Below are 17,523 nucleotides of genomic sequence, written 5' to 3' on the forward strand. Positions count from 1 at the left end.
GGCCGAATTCATTAATGAGGGTGAAGTTGTCTGCAAGAAGGGTTTGGTATTCCTGTTGAGCCTGCAAGCGTTCCTCATAAGTCTTTAACTTGAGAAGGACATTGTCTAAAATCTCATCTTCAGGGATAGAACTCGGCTCCACATGGACATCGATATCAAAGACACCAAATTTTTCCTTGAGAAGGCGTTCGACTTCTTCGGTAATGGCATGGCTTTCATAAACAGAGAGGTCTGGATTCATTTCAATAACGACATCCAGGTAGATATTGCTTCCGTAGGTCCGTCCCCGTTGAGATTTGACCCGGCTAACCTTTGGTAATTCCAGAATCGCCGCCTTGTATTTATCCAGGAGACTTTCATCAAAACCGTCGGAGAGGCTGAAGGAGGATTCGATGAAAATATCGTAGGCGGTTTTTAGGATAAAGAAGGTGATGACAATGGCCACCAATTGGTCCACAATGGGGTAGTTGAGAGCGCTAGCCCCAATCGCAACCGAAGTTCCCAAGGAAGTAACCACGTCAGAGAGGTTGTCTTTGGTAGCTGCCTTGAGGGCCTTGGATTGGGCTTTCTTAGCTAAGGTGCGGTTATAGAGGTAGACCGCAAACATAACCAGGGCCGAGCCGACTCCGACGATAGCTCCTAAAGGATCGATGACAGTGGTTTCTCTACTGAGGATTTTCTGAACAGTATCTCGTAGGACATCAAAGCCCACATAAAACATGATGATGGACGTCACCAGACTAGCTAGATCTTCAATCTTCCAATGACCGAACCGGTGGTCGCGGTCAGCTGGCTGGCGGGCTAAGCGAATGCCAATGAGAAGGGCGACATTGCTGATAATATCGGATAAGTTATTAAAACCATCAGCGACCAAACTGGAGGAGTGAAGAAGATGGCCTGTTGCTAATTTGGCAGCGGAAAGAATCAGGTAGGCTACAATACTGATCAGGGCTCCACGTTCGGCTAGTTTTAAATTACTTTGTGATTGATTCACTTAGACCTCCTCCAGACTTCTATAGATTTCCTCCTAAGCGACAAACTTGGATCGTTGTTGATGAGGAAAAATTCGTTCTTCTTAAGGCTTTATTATAGCTTTTTTGAGTGCAAAATTCAAATGATGCCAACTGTTTCCAAAAGGAGAAAGGGCGAAAATGTGGTATAATAGAACGATTGAATGAATGAGGAGTATGAGATGAATCCTTTATTGAATGGTATGAATGATCGCCAGGCAGAGGCGGTCCAAACGACAGAAGGTCCCCTCTTGATCATGGCGGGAGCTGGTTCGGGTAAGACACGTGTCTTGACCCACCGCATCGCTTACTTGATCGATGAAAAAATGGTCAATCCTTGGAATATTTTGGCCATTACCTTTACCAATAAAGCCGCTCGGGAGATGAAGGAGCGGGCTTATCAGTTGAATCCAGCCACCCAAGATTGCTTGATTGCCACCTTCCACTCCATGTGTGTGCGCATCCTTCGCCGAGATGCGGATCACATTGGCTACAATCGTAACTTCACGATTGTCGATCCAGGTGAGCAACGGACCTTGATGAAGCGGATCTTGAAGTCCTTGAACTTGGATCCTAAGAAATGGAACGAACGGACCATCTTGGGAACTATTTCCAATGCTAAAAATGACCTGATTGATGAAGTGGCCTATGCTGCCCAGGCTGGAGATATGTATACCCAGATCGTCGCCAAGTGCTATGAGGCTTACCAAAAGGAACTCCGACAGTCTGAAGCGGTGGACTTTGATGACTTGATCATGCTGACTCTTCGTCTTTTTGACCAGCATCCAGATGTGCTGACCTATTACCAGCAGAAGTTCCAATACATCCATGTGGATGAGTACCAAGATACCAACCATGCTCAATACCAATTGGTCAAACTCTTGGCTTCTCGCTTTAAAAATATCTGTGTCGTTGGGGATGCGGACCAGTCTATTTATGGTTGGCGGGGAGCGGATATGCAGAATATCCTGGACTTTGAGAAGGATTATCCTGATGCCAAGGTCGTTTTGTTGGAGGAAAATTATCGTTCTACTAAAACCATCCTGCAAGCAGCCAATGATGTCATTAAAAACAATAAAAATCGTCGTCCTAAGAATCTTTGGACCCAAAATGCTGACGGGGAAGAGATTGTCTATTACCGGGCCAATGACGAGCAGGATGAAGCGGTCTTTGTTGCTAAGACCATTGAGGAGCTCAGTCGCGAAGCTGGCTACAAACACCGTGATTTTGCCGTTCTCTACCGGACCAATGCCCAGTCCCGGACCATTGAAGAAGCGCTGCTCAAGTCTAACATTCCCTACACCATGGTAGGGGGCACCAAGTTCTACAGCCGGAAGGAAATTCGGGATGTCATTGCTTATCTGAACTTGATTGCTAACCTCAGTGACAATATCAGTTTTGAGCGCATTATCAATGAACCCAAGCGGGGAATTGGGCCAGGTACAGTGGATAAAATTCGTGAGTTTGCCCAAATGCAAGAGTCTTCACTTCTAGATGCTTCAGCCAATATCATGCTCTCAGACATTAAAGGAAAGGCTGCCCAAGCCATTTGGGACTTTGCCAATCTCATTCTTGATTTGAGAGAAAGATTGGACCAGCTGACCATTACAGAGTTGGTCGAAGAAGTCCTTGACAAGACAGGCTATATGACAGCCCTAACCAATCAGGGGAATTTAGAAAGTCAGGCCCGCATCGAGAATATCCAAGAGTTCCTGTCTGTTACTAAGAATTTTGATGAAAATGGAGAGACCGTCGAAGACGAATCAGGTGTGGAAACCTTGAGTCGTTTCTTGAACGACTTGGCCTTGATTGCTGATACAGATGATGGGGCGCAGGAGACTTCAGAAGTGACCCTGATGACTCTTCATGCAGCCAAAGGATTGGAGTTTCCAGTCGTCTTCTTGATTGGAATGGAAGAAAATGTCTTTCCTCTTAGTCGTGCGGCTGAGGATCCAGATGAGTTGGAAGAAGAACGTCGTCTGGCTTATGTGGGGATCACGCGGGCAGAGAAGGTTCTCTTCTTGACCAATGCCAATTCACGTTTGCTCTTTGGACGGACCAGCTACAACCGTCCAACACGTTTTATCAATGAAATTAGCTCGGATTTATTGACCTATCAAGGATTAGCCCGTCCAGTCAACACTAGCTTTAAGGCTTCTTATAGCAATGGAGGCGGAACAACCTTTGGAAAAGGCATGAGCCTGTCACAAGCCCTTCAAGAGCGCAAGAGACAAGCAGCTCCAAGTGCCCTCACGTCATCAAGCCTCCCCTTTGGCAATAGCAACCGTTCTAGCGCCAAAGAAAGTGTCGCTTGGGCCATTGGTGATATTGCCATTCACAAGAAGTGGGGCGAAGGAACTGTCCTAGAGGTCTCTGGTAGTGGCAATACCCAAGAGCTCAAGATCAACTTCCCAGAAGTGGGGCTCAAGAAACTCTTGGCCAGTGTCGCGCCGATTGAGAAGAAATAAACTAAAGCCAGTAAGCCTAGCTTGCTGGTTTTGTCCTTTTATCAACTTCCCTTAGGTGAGGGCGGACGGTAGCGACTCCCTTTGGGATTCCATACCTTAGATTTGAGCCTTCCGTCTTAAATCTACCGAGCAGGAGAAACAAATCTGTTTCTCCTGCTTTTCTCACAGCGGGAAGTTTTGATGGTCATCGTTCTGCTTTCTCAAATTCTTTCATTTACTCTATTCATTGCCATAAACTTGATTGTGGAGGGAAATAGTAGGAGCAAGCCTCGTTTGCTGGTTTTGATTTTACAGGTGGCATGATATAATATACTAAGAATAGAGAAAGAGGCATGCTATGAACGAAATCAAGTGCCCCAACTGTGGGGAAGTCTTTACAGTCAACGAAAGTCAATACAGCGAACTTTTGTCACAGGTACGGACAGCTGAGTTTGACAAGGAAATTCATGAGCGGATTCGGCAAGAGTTGGCTTTAGCTGAGCAAAAGGCCCTTAATGAACAGCAAGAGAAGTTAGCAAAGAAGGACCAAGAAATTGCCCAGTTACAGAACCAGATTCAACAGTTTGATACCGAAAAAGAATTGGCCAAAAAAGAGGTGGAGCAAACAGCTAGCCAAAGCCTGCTAGAGAAAGAAAAAGAAGTGCAAGCACTGGAGAATCAGTTGGCTACCTTGCGCTTGGAGCATGAGAATCAGCTCCAAAAAACACTGTCTGATCTAGAGAAAGAAAGAGATCAGGTCAAAAATCAGCTTCTTTTACAAGAAAAAGAAAACGAGCTTTCTCTGACTTCTGTTAAACAAAACTATGAGGCCCAGTTAAAAGCAGCAAATGAGCAAGTTGAATTCTATAAGAACTTCAAGGCCCAACAGTCGACCAAGGCAATCGGAGAAAGTTTAGAGCAGTATGCGGAAAGTGAATTCAACAAGGTTCGCAGTTTTGCCTTCCCAAATGCCTATTTTGAAAAGGACAACAAGGTCTCTGCGCGTGGTTCTAAAGGCGACTTTATCTTCCGCGAATGCGATGAAAATGGGGTAGAGATTATCTCCATTATGTTCGAGATGAAGAATGAAGCCGACGGGACCGAAAAGAAACACAAAAATGCAGACTTCTACAAAGAATTGGACAAGGATCGTCGGGAAAAGAACTGTGAATATGCGGTTTTAGTGACCATGCTTGAAGCAGATAACGACTACTTTAACACAGGGATTGTCGATGTTAGCCACGAGTATGAGAAGATGTATGTGGTGCGCCCTCAGTTCTTTATCCAAATCATTGGGCTCCTGCGCAATGCGGCCCTCAATTCCCTTAAATACAAGCAGGAATTGGCGCTTGTCCGTGAACAAAATATCGATATCACTCACTTTGAAGAAGACCTGGATGCTTTCAAGGTAGCCTTTGCTAAGAATTACAATTCAGCCTCCGTCAACTTCGGTAAGGCCATCGATGAAATCGACAAAGCCATCAAGCGGATGGAAGAAGTCAAGAAATTCTTGACCACATCAGAAAATCAACTCCGCCTCGCTAATAATAAGTTGGATGATGTATCAGTCAAAAAATTGACCCGCAAAAATCCAACCATGAAAGCTAAATTTGATGCCTTGAAGGGGGAATGAGGAAATAAGTTATGGAAGATGATTTTAATTATGAAAATTTGATAGATGATGTAACCGAGGCTATAAAAAACTTTAACTTAGTAATTTTTATTGGCGCAGGAGTTTCAATTGCTCAAGGTTATCCTAATTGGAACAATTATATTGAACATCTTATTAAGTATTGGCAAGGACAAGTTTTATCGGTAAGTGGTGAAAAAAGACTTGGAAGAGAACATCACGTAGTTTTTGATTTAATTAGCAAATCTAGTATTAGTAATAAACGTAAAGTGGATCTAGTAAACTATGAATTAAAAAAAGTTTTTGGTGAAGATTTTGAAAAGCGACGACTAGATTTTGAAAAAAGATATTTTAAAAATCTATTACCATATTCAATAGTTAATCAAACAGTAGAATCTTTAGCAAGTTTGAATGCAGTATTTATTACTTCTAACTACGACTATGAAATTGAAAATCATATTAAACGTATAAAGAATTCTGTAGTTACTATTAATGATCTCAATGAATTTACTAAGAACAAAAATGGGAAGCTACAATTTGGTGATGTTCTACATATCCATGGAACACCAGATTGTAATGTAAAGTATTTTGTCAGTTCATCCGCAGATTATTCAAAAACCTATTTAAAAAATAGGGATAATTTTGAAAATCTAGTAACATGGTTTAAAGAGACAAAACCTACAGTTTTATTTATCGGAGCAGGTCTTGAAGAAGATGAAATTTTATCTTTACTTTGTAAAGATAGTAAAAACTATGCCTTGATGAAGTCAGAGAACACAGGTAATCAGAGAGCTGATGAACATTATAGAGGTGTTGTTGAGGGATTTTTTAGCTCAGAAAATCATACTCAGATTATTTGGTACGGAGATGAATTTGAGAAATTACCACTTTTTGTAAAAAAATTAGTTGCTGATATTAATGAAAAATTGGGCACACATGATTTTTATAAACAGTGGAACAATCTTTTGAATCCTTCTATAAATCAAGAAGAATATAATAAAAATTTAGATAGTATTTCTAATGATTTTAAATATCTAAGCTCAGTTTTAGATAAAGTTATTGAAAATGATAATAATCAACTAGATCAGCTAATGTTAAATGCTCTTCTTCGGGGTGAAACTCTAACAGTAATTAAAAAAGGTTTTGTCCTTGCATTTTGGAAGTTTATTGTTAAGAATATTGAAAAGTTAAGTGATAATGACTGGGAAGTGCTTTATAAAATAATTTATGAAGGCTCTCAAAATTACTTTATAGATGATGTATTTTTTGTCTATAATTATGCGATAGATAATAATATTTCTAGTTTTACAAATAATAATAAGCTTAATGAACTGAGAGAAATTATATCCAAAGATGGATATATCGTTAATTCTAACTTTAATAAAGATAAAACTCTTTTGGGTTACTGGCTAGTAAGTACTTTTGAACATCAAAATCGTGATTTATATTTAGAGGAAGATAGTGAAGTAGAAGTTAACTTAAATTACGAATGTGTTAACAAATTAATATCCATACTAAATGATTCAGAATTTTTAAGTTATAATTACTACTCTATAGAGTATCAATTAAAAGAGAATGATGTTGTTAAATTTCTTTATGAGCTTCTAAAGTCCAAAAAATTATTTATTGAAGAGGAAGAGTTTTTAGAAAGTGATTCTGAAGACTTATTAAGTACTAAATTAATTCAAAAATTGCTTGTTCAATTGGATAATGAAACTAATTTGGATTTTGATTTTATCAAGAGGTTAATTGATAAAATTGATTTTTCTGATATTCACTTTGGAGAGGAATTAAACATTTTTATCAGAAAACACCGAAGTATTATTAGAGAAAATAATATTAAAATACCAGAAAAACCTTATCGAAATTGGATATATTCAATAGAAGGAGGTTTTGTTTCACAGTTTTCCATTTTAACTCAAGAAAATCTTGTAGAGTATGATGAATCTAGACTTTTAGAGATATTAGTCAACGCAGAAAAGAAACAAAGAGGTTCTTCATTTTTGGAAGAAAAGACGATAAATGAAACGGAAAATTTCTTGAGTACTGTATTAAAAGAATCAAACGAAATATCTAAAAAGGTTTCTGATTTATTAAAAAATCATATAGATGACTTATATCCAAAATATAAGAGACTATATGTAAAAATTATCTGTTCTTCAGAAATAGAGGATGATTTAAGAAATGTTATTAGAGAAAAATATTTAGGAGAATTAAATAAAGGAAGTTTTGATGAGAGTGATAGAAGTTTTTTTGAGTATTACTTAACTCAAAAAGATGACGAAAAATCAATTTTTGAAAGGCTACTTAGTATTAATGTGAATGAACTTTCAACACCAAAAGGTGATAATAAACAATTAGATATACTTCATTTTATAAATAGTGAAATGGGATCATTTTTTCAATGTTTAATATCATTATTTATAAATCATTCAAGTTATAGAGATGTAATTATTCAAATAATAAATTCAGTAAAAGATACCGATTATAGGGAGTTTGCTCAAGGAATTTTATTAAATGAATACGATCCAAACGGAATCAATGTAACTTACAACACCTTTTTAGGATTTGTGTATTATCATTCTACAATTACTATCGAAGCTGCAAAAGTTTTCACAAATGTAGTAAAGGATATACTAAACAAAAAAATTGAGGACAATCAAATTCTTGATAAAGTTTATCTAGTTGCTTTAGAGAGGGTAGATCCATCTATTGATTCATTTTCTTTATCAAAGAATAACTATAGTCAAATGATAAACATCATTTTTACAAATGATTATGAATTTAGATATTCGAAAAAATGGTTGCGAGAATTATTCAAATTTGACTCAAGTGCAAACTATCTGGTGACAATTTTTTATTTATTATATAATGAAAATCTTAAAAAAAATAGATTTGCTTTATTTATAGAGGAATTAAGTGATTATGTGACAACTTATAATCAGAAAATATCCTTACGAGGAATGAATTATAAATTAAATCATGAAGAACTTAACAATTTTGATTTGTTGAAAAAAATGTTTCTAAAATTAATGGAGACTGATAAAATAGAGAATGATATTTTCTATCTAGATGGTATCAAAAATATACTCCCATTATTATCTTTAGATGAAAGACGGAGTGTATTACAACATATTCAAAAACAGAAAAATTGTCCTCCTCCAGAAATTGAGAAATTACAAAGAATTATCGATAATTTAAATTTGTAAAAATAAAGAAATTAAGAGACTTCAAGAGATATCTGTAGATTTTTAAACTAAATTGCCTAACAGATTGTGCTCAAGTTTAAGGTATGGAATCTCTAAGGAATTCTCTACCGTCCATTTTTACCCAAGGAAAGTCTCGAATGAAAACCTCATGAAACTAAAAAAAGCTGGAATTTTCCAGCTTTTTTATGTTAGTTAAATCGCAAAGAGATCGTTTAGGTTTTCTGCCATGGTTGGGTGGGTAAAGATTTGTTTTGCGATGTAAGTATAAGGGATCTTGTTGTCCATGGCCATGGTGATCAGGTTGATAAGTTCGCCTGCAGCTTCTCCAAAGAGAGTTGCTCCAAGGATTTCTTTGGTTTCTGGGTTGACCACGGCTTTGAAGGCACCTCGAAGATCTGCATTAACATGTCCACGAGGCATGGCAGCAACTGGCAATTCTTTAACAGCAACTGGAAGCCCTTTGTCACGTGCTTCTTGCTCAGTCAAGCCGACTTGGGCAAGTGGAGGAGCAATAAAGAGTGTTGTCGCATAATTGTTACGAGTTTCGAGATTGTAGCTACCATCGCCTGTAAGGTAGTTGAAGACAATGCGGAAGTCATCGAGTGACATGTAAGTAAACTGAGGGCCACCATTGACATCCCCAACCGCAAAGACACCAGAGACGCTGGTTTCCAAATGACGGTTAACTTGGATCGCTCCACGATCAGTGACTTGGATGTCTGTGTTTTCAAGACCAAGTCCAGCTGTGTTTGGCTTACGACCTGTTGCGTAGAGAAGGATATCAAACTCGAAGTTTCCCTTATCCGTTACAACGGTTAAGCTATGGTCACCATCTTTGATTTCTTGGGTATGAACGCCTTGTAAGAATTGAATACCATCTTCTTCCAGGTAGCCTTTTGCAAGAGCTGCGATGCTTGGCTCGATCCGTGGCAAGAATGCTTCAGAGGCATCCAGTACCGTTACTTGGCTGCCCAAGGTATTGTAGAGGTGGGCAAATTCCAATCCGATTGGTCCACCACCAAGGACACCCAGGCGTTTAGGTAGGTTTTCCAAACGTTGAATACCGGTTGAATCCACTGCAAACTTGCTTTCAGCCAGTCCAGGGATTGGAAGGATAGTTGGCACTGCACCAGTATTAATAATAATGGTTTCAGCTGTCAATTCTTCCTTTTCCTCACCAGCTTGAATTTCGATGACCTTGTTGGACACAAAGCCGGCCGTCGCATCGATGATGTCTACACCTGTTCCAGCAATCGTTGCGTAGTTCTTGCCATTGAGACGAGTGGTGACTGCATTCTTCTCATTCATGGCTTGCTCAAAATCCAAGCCTTTTTCTGCGGCAACAATCAAGGTCTTGGTTGGAATACAAGCGATATTGATACAAGTACCACCGTACATAGACTTGCTCTTTTCAATCAGAGCAACTTTTTTTCCTTGGCTTGATAATTTCGCTGCAAGTGTTTTACCAGCTTTACCAAATCCAATAACAATAACATCATACATTAACATATATTACACCTTCTTTCGTTTTCTATTGTATCAAACCCATTTTAAAAAGTCTGAAATCTGCTACGGTTTTTTTTGGAAGCTCATGGGAAGTGGGAAAGAGGGACAAGAAGTCTCGTTTTTTGCTGTAAAAAATTAAAAAAAGAGCCAAAAGAACGCAAGGCCAGCAAAGCAAAGCGGTTCAAGTAAGGCTCGGGTAGGTTGGGGCGAAAGCCCCTTAGACCTACCATGATTATATCATATCGATCAAAGAAATGAAATATTTACCAAAAGCCATTACCCGGTTACGGTCCGGAAAGAAGCGATTTGAAGATTTAAGTATAGAAACAGTAAGTAAGGTTCAAATTGGCTAGATAAAAAAATAAAAAGGTTGTTTATACAGCCTTTTCTATTTTCTGTTATAACGGCAATCGAATGACTACGTTTTTATTCGTTTGAGCATTATCTGACAGTACCTAAAATATAGTAAAATCAACTATCCGCACTTAATTGGTGACTGATAGAATGTATTTAATTTTCATGGTATAATAAAGGGTCGGTGACTAGGGTGGTCACACATGAGTTAGAAAGAGCAAATCAGATGGACGGAATTATTAATGTAAAAAAAGAAGCAGGCATGACTTCGCATGATGTGGTCTTTAAACTGCGAAAAATCCTAGGTACCAAGAAGATTGGCCATGGGGGAACGCTAGATCCTGATGTGGTGGGAGTGCTTCCGATTGCAGTTGGAAAAGCGATCCAGATGGTCGAATTTATGCAAGATGAAGGCAAAATCTATGAAGGAGAAACCACTTTGAGCTTTTCTACCACGACGGGGGATGCAAGTGGGGTTTAAAAGGAGACTTTCAATCTGCCATGGAAAATATGTCCAAATATAATTTGAAAAAAATGGGGGCAGATTAAGAGATTATACATTTTTAATATCAAGCTTTGAGCTATTAAAAGTTTCCATTTTACCGATTGGGAGTGTTGTTCGAGTGAGAGAAGGTGTGGAGCCTGTCATGATTGTTAATCATTGTCCAGATACTAAAAAGCAGAGGCAAAAATGAAACTAGGACCATTTGGATTGGGCTTATCAATAGGGGGGGTAAAACATGGAAATACAATTAAAATTACGTGGAAACTCAGAAGGATTTATCCTTGAGTCAAAATTACCTGATGATGAACATTGGACTGAAAGAATTGAAATCGTTCAAGAAGAGGCAGGTTATCGTCTATATGCAAAAGATGTAGAAATTCTTGTCTTGAAAGTATCAGAATATATTTCTAAAAGAAAAAGAATAGTCGCAAGAGGGTTAAATAAGGATTTGATTTATTTTGAAGAAGAAAGATTTGAACATTTATGGGAACAAGCATACTGGCATGGAGTTTTTCAATTCAATTTAAATAACTATGAAATGACGTGTGTAGGTTCAGGTAGTAAAGGAGATATTTCACCTGTCACAAAAGATGGCATTCCGATTGCCGTTTATGCTGCAAGTAATATTGCAATTGCTGGAAAGAGAAACTTTTCTCTCTATACTGAAAATATTGACGAAATTGACAATTTACTGATGTTTTACGTAATTGATTATATTAGGGGATATGACTTTTTAGATATTGATTCTTTATCTGCAAGATATCGTTTCTTTTATCAATTCAATGATCGCTCAGCTATAACGAAGGAACATTTAGATATGCTTCCAGAGGCTAGAAGACCTTCTAAGTTAGAGGCGTTTATCGTCTATTTTTTATCAGCCTTCCTTGTTGTAGGTGTAAGCTTGGTATCATTACGCCCTTTGTTCACATTTTTATTAGGATTACTAATACATTATATTTATACTATCTTAAAAAATTGGAGAGACAGAGGTGAATAGTAGGGTATTTACCTATTGATTAATTATTGATACTGCATTAAAAGAAATATTAAAAAGGTGCCAATAGCCTAATTAAAGGCATGAGAGGATGGTTTAAATGATACTGGAACGAATGAAAAAAATTTTATTAACCACATGATGAGAAAGGAAATCAGAAAGCAACACATGAACGGTATTATCAACTTAAAGAAAGAAGCAGGGATGACCTCGCATGATGTGGTCTTTAAACTGCGAAAAATCTTAGGTACCAAGAAGATTGGCCATGGAGGGACGCTGGATCCTGATGTGGTGGGAGTGCTTCCGATTGCAGTTGGCAAGGCGACTCGGATGGTGGAATTTATGCAAGATGAAGGCAAGGTCTATGAGGGAGAAATCACTCTGGGATTTTCTACCACAACGGAGGATGCCAGTGGGGAAGTCGTAGAGCGGACCCCAGTGGAAGCCCCTTTAGATGCAACAGAGGTGGACCGCATGATTGCCCAGATGGTGGGAGAAATGGAGCAGATACCGCCTATGTACTCAGCAGTCAAGGTCAACGGACGTAAGCTCTATGAATATGCGCGGACAGGAGAAGAAGTGGAACGTCCTGTCCGACAGGTGACCATCTATAGTTTTGAAAGAACCAGTCCCATTTGCTACGAGGATAAACTTGCGCGTTTTAACTTCCGAGTAAAATGTAGCAAGGGAACCTATATCCGGACCTTATCGGTTGACTTGGGAGAGAAGCTTGGTTATGCAGCCCATATGTCTCATCTGACCCGAACCAGTGCTGCCGGTTTGTCACTGGATGATGCCCTGACCTTAGAAGAAGTAGCTGAAAAAGTAGGGCAAGGAGATTTGAGCTTCCTTCATCCACTTGAGATTGGAACCGGGGATCTGGAAAAAGTAGAGCTGACTGTTGAAGAAGTTGGCGAAGTCCAAGTGGGACGCTTTATTCCGGTTGAGAGCGAAGCCAGAGAGTTAGCTGCGTTTTACCAAGGGAAATTGGTAGCCATTATGGAAAAAAGGGAAGAACTTTACAAACCTCGCAAGGTTTTTCTGACAGAAAGTGTGTTACAATAAATTTATGAACATTTGTTATGTAACTAGTGAAAAAGAAATAAAAGCTCAAGCAGATACCGTTCTTGTCTTGGGCTATTTTGACGGTCTCCATCGAGGGCATCAGGAGCTCTTTCGGACAGCTCGTACCATTGCCGATGAGCAAGGACTTCGAGTAGCTGTTTTAACCTTTCCAGAATCTCCAAAGTTGGCTTTTGCCCGTTACCAACCAGAATTACTCCTCCACCTCCAAAATCCGGAGGAGCGCTTTAAACGGATGGAAGAATTGGGAGTTGATGATCTTTATCTCATTGATTTTACCAGTGATTTTGCGGCTCACACGGCCCAAGAATTCGTTGCGACTTACCTAACTGCACTTCGGGCGCGTGTCTTAGTGGCAGGCTTTGATTATAGCTTTGGTAGCGACAAGAAAGTAGCTAGTGATTTGGGAACCTATTTTAAGGGTCAAGTCATCGTCGTTCCACCTGTCCTAGACCAGGGCGAAAAAATCAGCTCAACTCGTATTCGGCAGGCGATTGCATCAGGCCAGGTCAAAGAAGCAGCTGATCTTTTAGGCTATCCCTTATCCAGCCGTGGCATCGTAGTCCATGGGGATGCACGGGGTCGTACCATTGGTTTTCCAACAGCCAATCTGGCGCCGATCGATCGCACCCATCTCCCTCAGGATGGTGTTTATGTCGTCGAAGTAGAAGTGCTAGGGAGACGTCACCGTGGGATGGCTTCTGTAGGGAAAAACTCGACCTTTGATGGGACGGAACTTCGCTTTGAAGCCAATATCTTTGATTTTTCAAAAGATATTTATGGACATACGATTCGAATTTTTTGGTTAGACAAGATTCGAGAAATGGTCAAATTTGACCGTGTAGAAGCACTCGTCGAACAACTGCGTCAGGATGAGATCATGGCTCGTCAATGGACCAGATAATATTTGTTAGAAATTCTCCCTTAAGGGGAGAATTTTCTTTGTCTAAATTAAAAAATCACTATGCAAGCACGGAATAATTTTGTATAATAGAGTCAGCTAAGTGTGTCCAAAAAAGAAGAGAAGAACATGATTACATTATTTTTGTCTCCGAGTTGTACATCCTGTCGGAAGGCCCGGGCTTGGTTAGAAAAACATGAGGTTCCTTTTAAGGAACACAATATTATGACGAGTCCTTTAACAAATGAGGAGTTGCGTAATATTTTAGCTCTAACTGAGAACGGTACAGACGATATTATTTCAACTCGTTCTAAGATTTTTCAGAAGCTAAATGTTGATGTAGAGGATTTATCGATTTCTGCTTTGATCAAGTTGATTGAGGAAAATCCTAGTCTTTTGCGTCGCCCAATTATTCTAGATAAAAAACGGATGCAAATTGGTTTTAATGAGGATGAAATCCGTGCATTTCTCCCTCGAGGATATCGTAAGGAAGAGTTAAGATCTGCTACACTAAGAGCGGAGATCCATTAATATGAATAAGAATTATAGTTACCCACTCGATTTATCGTGGAGCACTGAAGAGCTTGCTTCGGTGCTTTCTTTTTTTAATCAGGTTGAACAAGCCTATGAACAAAAGGCAGATGCCCGCATCTACCTAGAAGCCTATAAGGCCTTTAAGAAAGTTGTCTCAAGTATTGGCGAAGAAAAGCGTCTGGGCAAAGAATTTGAAGAAGTCAGCGGCTATTCACTTTATCGTGCAACCAAAGTTGCGAAAGAAAAAGGGGAAGGATGGTTTTCGATTGATCAATAAATTAGAATTTGCTAAGACCATTGTCAAAGAAGCAGGAAGCTATCTTAGAGAGCACCTGCATGACCAGTTAGCAATTACAGTCAAAACAAATCCGACGGATTTGGTGACTCAAATGGACCAAGAAGTGCAAGCAACCCTGGTTGGCAAGATTTTAGAAGCCTATCCAGAAGACCACATTTTTGCGGAAGAGGATGACCTTCGTGCACCTATTCGTTCCGGTAAGGTCTGGGTGATTGATCCCATTGATGGGACCAATAATTTTGTGACCCAAAAAGAAGACTTTGCTGTTATGGTTGCTTATTTTGAAGAAGGGATTGGCCAGTTTGGCTTGATTTATGATGTCATGCGGGATCATCTCTTTTTTGGTGGAATGGATTTTGGAGTCTTTTGCAATGAGCAAGAACTGAAACCCTTTCAAAATCGTCCCCTTAGCGATTTATTAGTGGCTTCCAATGTTGGCATGCTCAAGTCCAACGCTTGGGGCATGGCGGATCTGGGGGCAGAATGCTTAGGAATTCGGGTCTATGGGAGTGCAGGTATCAGCTTTGCCAAGATTTTATCCGGTGGTATTTTAGGCTACTTCAGCTATATCTGGCCATGGGACTATGCAGCAGCAGCCATCATGGGCGAGTGCCTAGGTTACTCTGTTTTGACTCTAGAAGGGAAAGAGCCTAACTATGAGACTTTGGAGCCCATCATGATGATCCCAACTTGTAAACTAGATGAGATTCAACCCTTTTTGAAGAAAGGAACACACGCATGACCTTTCCTCAAGGATTTAAAGAAAAGTATCATCAACTACTTGGAGAGGAGGCTGAGGCCTTCTTTCAAACCTTTGACGAGCCGGCCGTATCTGCCTATCGGACTAATCCATTAAAGGCGGAGCAAATCAGAGGTGATGAGCCTATTCCAGGCATGCCTTGGAGTTACTATGGCAAAGTTTCTGGGAAATCGATTGCCCATGTCACTGGAGTGGTCTATTCGCAAGAACCGGCTGCCCAAATGGTAGCCCAAGTAGCCCATCCCAGTCCAGATATGAAGGTCTTAGATCTTGCGGCAGCACCGGGTGGCAAGACGACCCACTTGCTCTCTTATTTAGACAATCAAGGACTCCTCGTTTCCAATGAAATCCACAAGGGCCGCTCCAAGATTCTGGTCGAGAATGTCGAACGTTTTGGAGCCCGCAATGTCGTGGTGACCAATGAATCAGCCGATCGTTTGGCTAAGGTTTTCCCAGCCTATTTTGATTTGATTGTTTTGGACGCACCATGCTCTGGTGAAGGAATGTTTCGAAAGCAGCCAGATGCTATGGACTATTGGCATCCTGATTATCCAGCCCAATGTGCTGGTCTCCAGAGAGAAATCTTAACAGATGCCCTCAAGATGCTGGCACCAGGGGGGCAGCTGGTTTATTCGACTTGTACCTGGGCACCAGAAGAGAACGAAGAAATTGTCTCTTGGCTCTTAGACGAATATGAGTTGGAATTGCTACCGATTGAAAAAATCAATGGCATGGTAGAAGGGATTGGACATCCTGAAACAGCTAGGATGTATCCTCATCGTTTCAAAGGGGAAGGGCAATTTGTTGCTAAATTCCATTATCAGGGAGGGCCTGAAGTCAAGAAGATCAAGGAAGGCCGTTCCAATCTAACGGCTGAGCAGAAAAAGTTGTGGCAAGCTTTTGCTCAGGATTGCCTGTCCATTGACCTAGAAGGCCTCTACCAATGTTTTGGAGATCAGCTTTATCTCTTGCCGGTTGGACTTCCTGATTTGAAAAAGGTCAAGATTGCTCGCAATGGCTTGCACCTTGGAACCTTCAAGAAAAATCGCTTTGAACCTAGCTTTGCCTTAGGCCTAGCTCTGAAGCCAGATCAAGTGAAGAAAGCGGTCAGCTTATCGGATCAAGACTTCATCAAGTACGTAGCTGGGGAGACCATTCAACTGGAGCAGGACTATACCAATGGATGGTATCAAGTCTTAGCTGGAGGCAATGGTTTAGGCTTTGCTAAAGTGACGGGACGGACTTTGAAAAATTTCTTTCCAAAAGGCTTGAGATTTAGATAAATTATTAGGAAATGCGGTCTTTCTATGTTATAGTGGAAATAGAGTGATTCTTGCTAGAATACTAGAAGATGACCAAGTGTTTAGAGATAAAATTTAAACGATATTTGATTATGATTCAAGGAGACTTACATTGAATAAATGCAAAAAGCTAGTCCTTGGGCTAGCAACAGTAGCACTTGCAGTTTCTCTATCTGCCTGTGCATCTTGGATTGACCGTGGAGAAGCGATTACAGCTGTTGGATCGACAGCTCTACAACCGTTAGTTGAAGGGGTAGTAGATCGTTATATAGAAGAACATCCCGGTAAGATTGTCAATGTCCAAGGGGGTGGATCTGGTACAGGTCTTTCTCAGGTCCAATCAGGAGCTGTCGACATTGGAAATAGTGACCTCTTTGCGGAAGAAAAAGATGGCATCGATGCTTCTAGCTTGGTAGACCATCAAGTAGCAGTAGCGGGAACAGCCATTATTGCCAATAAGAATATTTCTGTAGACGATTTGACAACCGAACAATTGCGTAAGATTTTTACTGGTGAATATACCAACTGGAAGCAATTGGGTGGTGAAGACTTGGAAATTACTATCGTGAACCGGGCAGTAGGATCTGGTAGCCGTGCTGTGTTTGATGCCATCATCATGAATGGGAAAGATCCAAAACAGGCTCAGGAGCAAGATTCAAATGGGATGGTGAAGAACATTGTTTCCCAGACTCCAGGTGCCATTTCTTACCTGGCCTTTACCTACGTGGATGATAGTGTTAAAACTATGAAGTTAAATGGCTATGAACCAACTAAGGAAAATGTGGTGAACAATAACTGGCCAATCTGGTCTTACGAACATATGTATACCAAGGGAGAGCCAAGTAAATTGGCTAAGAAATTCTTGGACTACATGATGACAGATGAGGTCCAGCAGGAAATCGTTGGTAAGATGGGCTATATCCCAATCAATGATATGAAAGTCAGCCGTGATCTTGACGGTAATATTACGAAGAAATAAGAAGAATTAGGT

General features: G+C 40.1%; 13 protein-coding genes and 1 pseudogene. 12 read left to right on the forward strand and 2 right to left on the reverse strand.

Annotation, left to right across the window (positions count from 1 at the left end; genetic code table 11):
* A partial coding sequence (locus QZ158_RS01235; protein ID WP_293873518.1) for a cation diffusion facilitator family transporter occupies window positions 1-994 on the reverse strand: 994 nt, incomplete at its 3' end.
* Window positions 995-1,192: 198 nt separating this feature from the next.
* Between QZ158_RS01235 and pcrA the strand changes: the two genes are divergently transcribed.
* The 3 genes from pcrA (at window position 1,193) to QZ158_RS01250 (ending at window position 8,296) form a co-directional block, all read left to right on the forward strand.
* Window positions 1,193-3,478 carry a DNA helicase PcrA gene (pcrA, locus tag QZ158_RS01240; protein WP_293873520.1) on the forward strand — a complete coding sequence of 762 codons (2,286 nt, stop codon included), beginning with the start codon at window positions 1,193-1,195 and terminating at the stop codon, window positions 3,476-3,478.
* Between the two features lie 337 nt (window positions 3,479-3,815).
* A complete protein-coding gene (locus QZ158_RS01245) occupies window positions 3,816-5,090 on the forward strand; it encodes a DUF2130 domain-containing protein (protein ID WP_023917750.1) in 1,275 nt (424 codons plus the stop codon).
* Between the two features lie 11 nt (window positions 5,091-5,101).
* Window positions 5,102-8,296, forward strand: coding sequence for an SIR2 family protein (locus tag QZ158_RS01250; protein ID WP_293873526.1), 3,195 nt, complete (start codon window positions 5,102-5,104; stop codon window positions 8,294-8,296).
* Between the two features lie 192 nt (window positions 8,297-8,488).
* Here QZ158_RS01250 and QZ158_RS01255 read toward each other — a convergent pair whose 3' ends face one another.
* Window positions 8,489-9,805: an FAD-containing oxidoreductase gene (locus QZ158_RS01255; protein WP_293873529.1), complete on the reverse strand. Its 1,317-nt coding sequence runs from the start codon at window positions 9,803-9,805 to the stop codon at window positions 8,489-8,491.
* A 577-nt stretch (window positions 9,806-10,382) separates the two neighbouring features.
* Between QZ158_RS01255 and truB (QZ158_RS01260) the strand changes: the two are divergent.
* The 9 genes and pseudogenes from truB (QZ158_RS01260) to QZ158_RS01300 all read left to right on the forward strand — a co-directional run.
* A pseudogene (gene truB, locus QZ158_RS01260) lies at window positions 10,383-10,631 on the forward strand (tRNA pseudouridine(55) synthase TruB); the annotation flags it as partial.
* Between the two features lie 265 nt (window positions 10,632-10,896).
* Window positions 10,897-11,658, forward strand: a complete 762-nt coding sequence (locus QZ158_RS01265; RefSeq protein ID WP_293873532.1) for a hypothetical protein — start codon at window positions 10,897-10,899, stop codon at window positions 11,656-11,658.
* Between the two features lie 165 nt (window positions 11,659-11,823).
* Window positions 11,824-12,720, forward strand: a complete 897-nt coding sequence (gene truB / locus QZ158_RS01270) for a tRNA pseudouridine(55) synthase TruB (RefSeq protein WP_293873534.1) — start codon at window positions 11,824-11,826, stop codon at window positions 12,718-12,720.
* A gap of 4 nt (window positions 12,721-12,724) precedes the next feature.
* Entirely contained in the window at window positions 12,725-13,642 is a 918-nt protein-coding gene (locus QZ158_RS01275) for a bifunctional riboflavin kinase/FAD synthetase (RefSeq protein WP_293873536.1), read from the forward strand.
* Window positions 13,643-13,768: 126 nt separating this feature from the next.
* Window positions 13,769-14,170: a Spx/MgsR family RNA polymerase-binding regulatory protein gene (locus QZ158_RS01280; RefSeq protein WP_272078750.1), complete on the forward strand. Its 402-nt coding sequence runs from the start codon at window positions 13,769-13,771 to the stop codon at window positions 14,168-14,170.
* Between the two features lies 1 nt (window position 14,171).
* Window positions 14,172-14,450 carry a UPF0223 family protein gene (locus QZ158_RS01285; protein ID WP_293873543.1) on the forward strand — a complete coding sequence of 93 codons (279 nt, stop codon included), beginning with the start codon at window positions 14,172-14,174 and terminating at the stop codon, window positions 14,448-14,450.
* On the forward strand, window positions 14,440-15,213 hold the full coding sequence (locus tag QZ158_RS01290) for an inositol monophosphatase family protein (protein ID WP_293873546.1): 774 nt from the start codon (window positions 14,440-14,442) through the stop codon (window positions 15,211-15,213). The genes QZ158_RS01285 and QZ158_RS01290 overlap by 11 nt, the downstream gene beginning before the upstream one ends.
* The gene (locus tag QZ158_RS01295) at window positions 15,210-16,514 is read left to right on the forward strand and encodes an RsmB/NOP family class I SAM-dependent RNA methyltransferase (RefSeq protein WP_293873549.1); all 1,305 of its coding nucleotides are present in this window, start codon (window positions 15,210-15,212) and stop codon (window positions 16,512-16,514) included. Before QZ158_RS01290 ends, QZ158_RS01295 begins: the two co-directional genes overlap by 4 nt.
* A 130-nt stretch (window positions 16,515-16,644) precedes the next feature.
* Window positions 16,645-17,511, forward strand: coding sequence for a phosphate ABC transporter substrate-binding protein PstS family protein (locus tag QZ158_RS01300; protein ID WP_293873552.1), 867 nt, complete (start codon window positions 16,645-16,647; stop codon window positions 17,509-17,511).
* Window positions 17,512-17,523 lie beyond the last annotated feature (12 nt).

Origin of the sequence: Streptococcus sp. A12, assembly GCF_905372335.1 — a bacterium.
GTDB lineage: Bacteria > Bacillota > Bacilli > Lactobacillales > Streptococcaceae > Streptococcus.

Excerpts from the sequence above, each read along its gene's own strand:
- pcrA (WP_293873520.1), top strand. The coding sequence starts at position 1,193 with ATGAATCCTTTATTGAATGGTATGAATGATCGCCAGGCAGAGGCGGTC.
- QZ158_RS01245 (WP_023917750.1), top strand. The coding sequence starts at position 3,816 with ATGAACGAAATCAAGTGCCCCAACTGTGGGGAAGTCTTTACAGTCAAC.
- QZ158_RS01250 (WP_293873526.1), top strand. The coding sequence starts at position 5,102 with ATGGAAGATGATTTTAATTATGAAAATTTGATAGATGATGTAACCGAG.
- QZ158_RS01255 (WP_293873529.1), bottom strand. The coding sequence starts at position 9,805 with ATGTTAATGTATGATGTTATTGTTATTGGATTTGGTAAAGCTGGTAAA.
- QZ158_RS01265 (WP_293873532.1), top strand. The coding sequence starts at position 10,897 with ATGGAAATACAATTAAAATTACGTGGAAACTCAGAAGGATTTATCCTT.
- truB (WP_293873534.1), top strand. The coding sequence starts at position 11,824 with ATGAACGGTATTATCAACTTAAAGAAAGAAGCAGGGATGACCTCGCAT.
- QZ158_RS01275 (WP_293873536.1), top strand. The coding sequence starts at position 12,725 with ATGAACATTTGTTATGTAACTAGTGAAAAAGAAATAAAAGCTCAAGCA.
- QZ158_RS01280 (WP_272078750.1), top strand. The coding sequence starts at position 13,769 with ATGATTACATTATTTTTGTCTCCGAGTTGTACATCCTGTCGGAAGGCC.
- QZ158_RS01285 (WP_293873543.1), top strand. The coding sequence starts at position 14,172 with ATGAATAAGAATTATAGTTACCCACTCGATTTATCGTGGAGCACTGAA.
- QZ158_RS01295 (WP_293873549.1), top strand. The coding sequence starts at position 15,210 with ATGACCTTTCCTCAAGGATTTAAAGAAAAGTATCATCAACTACTTGGA.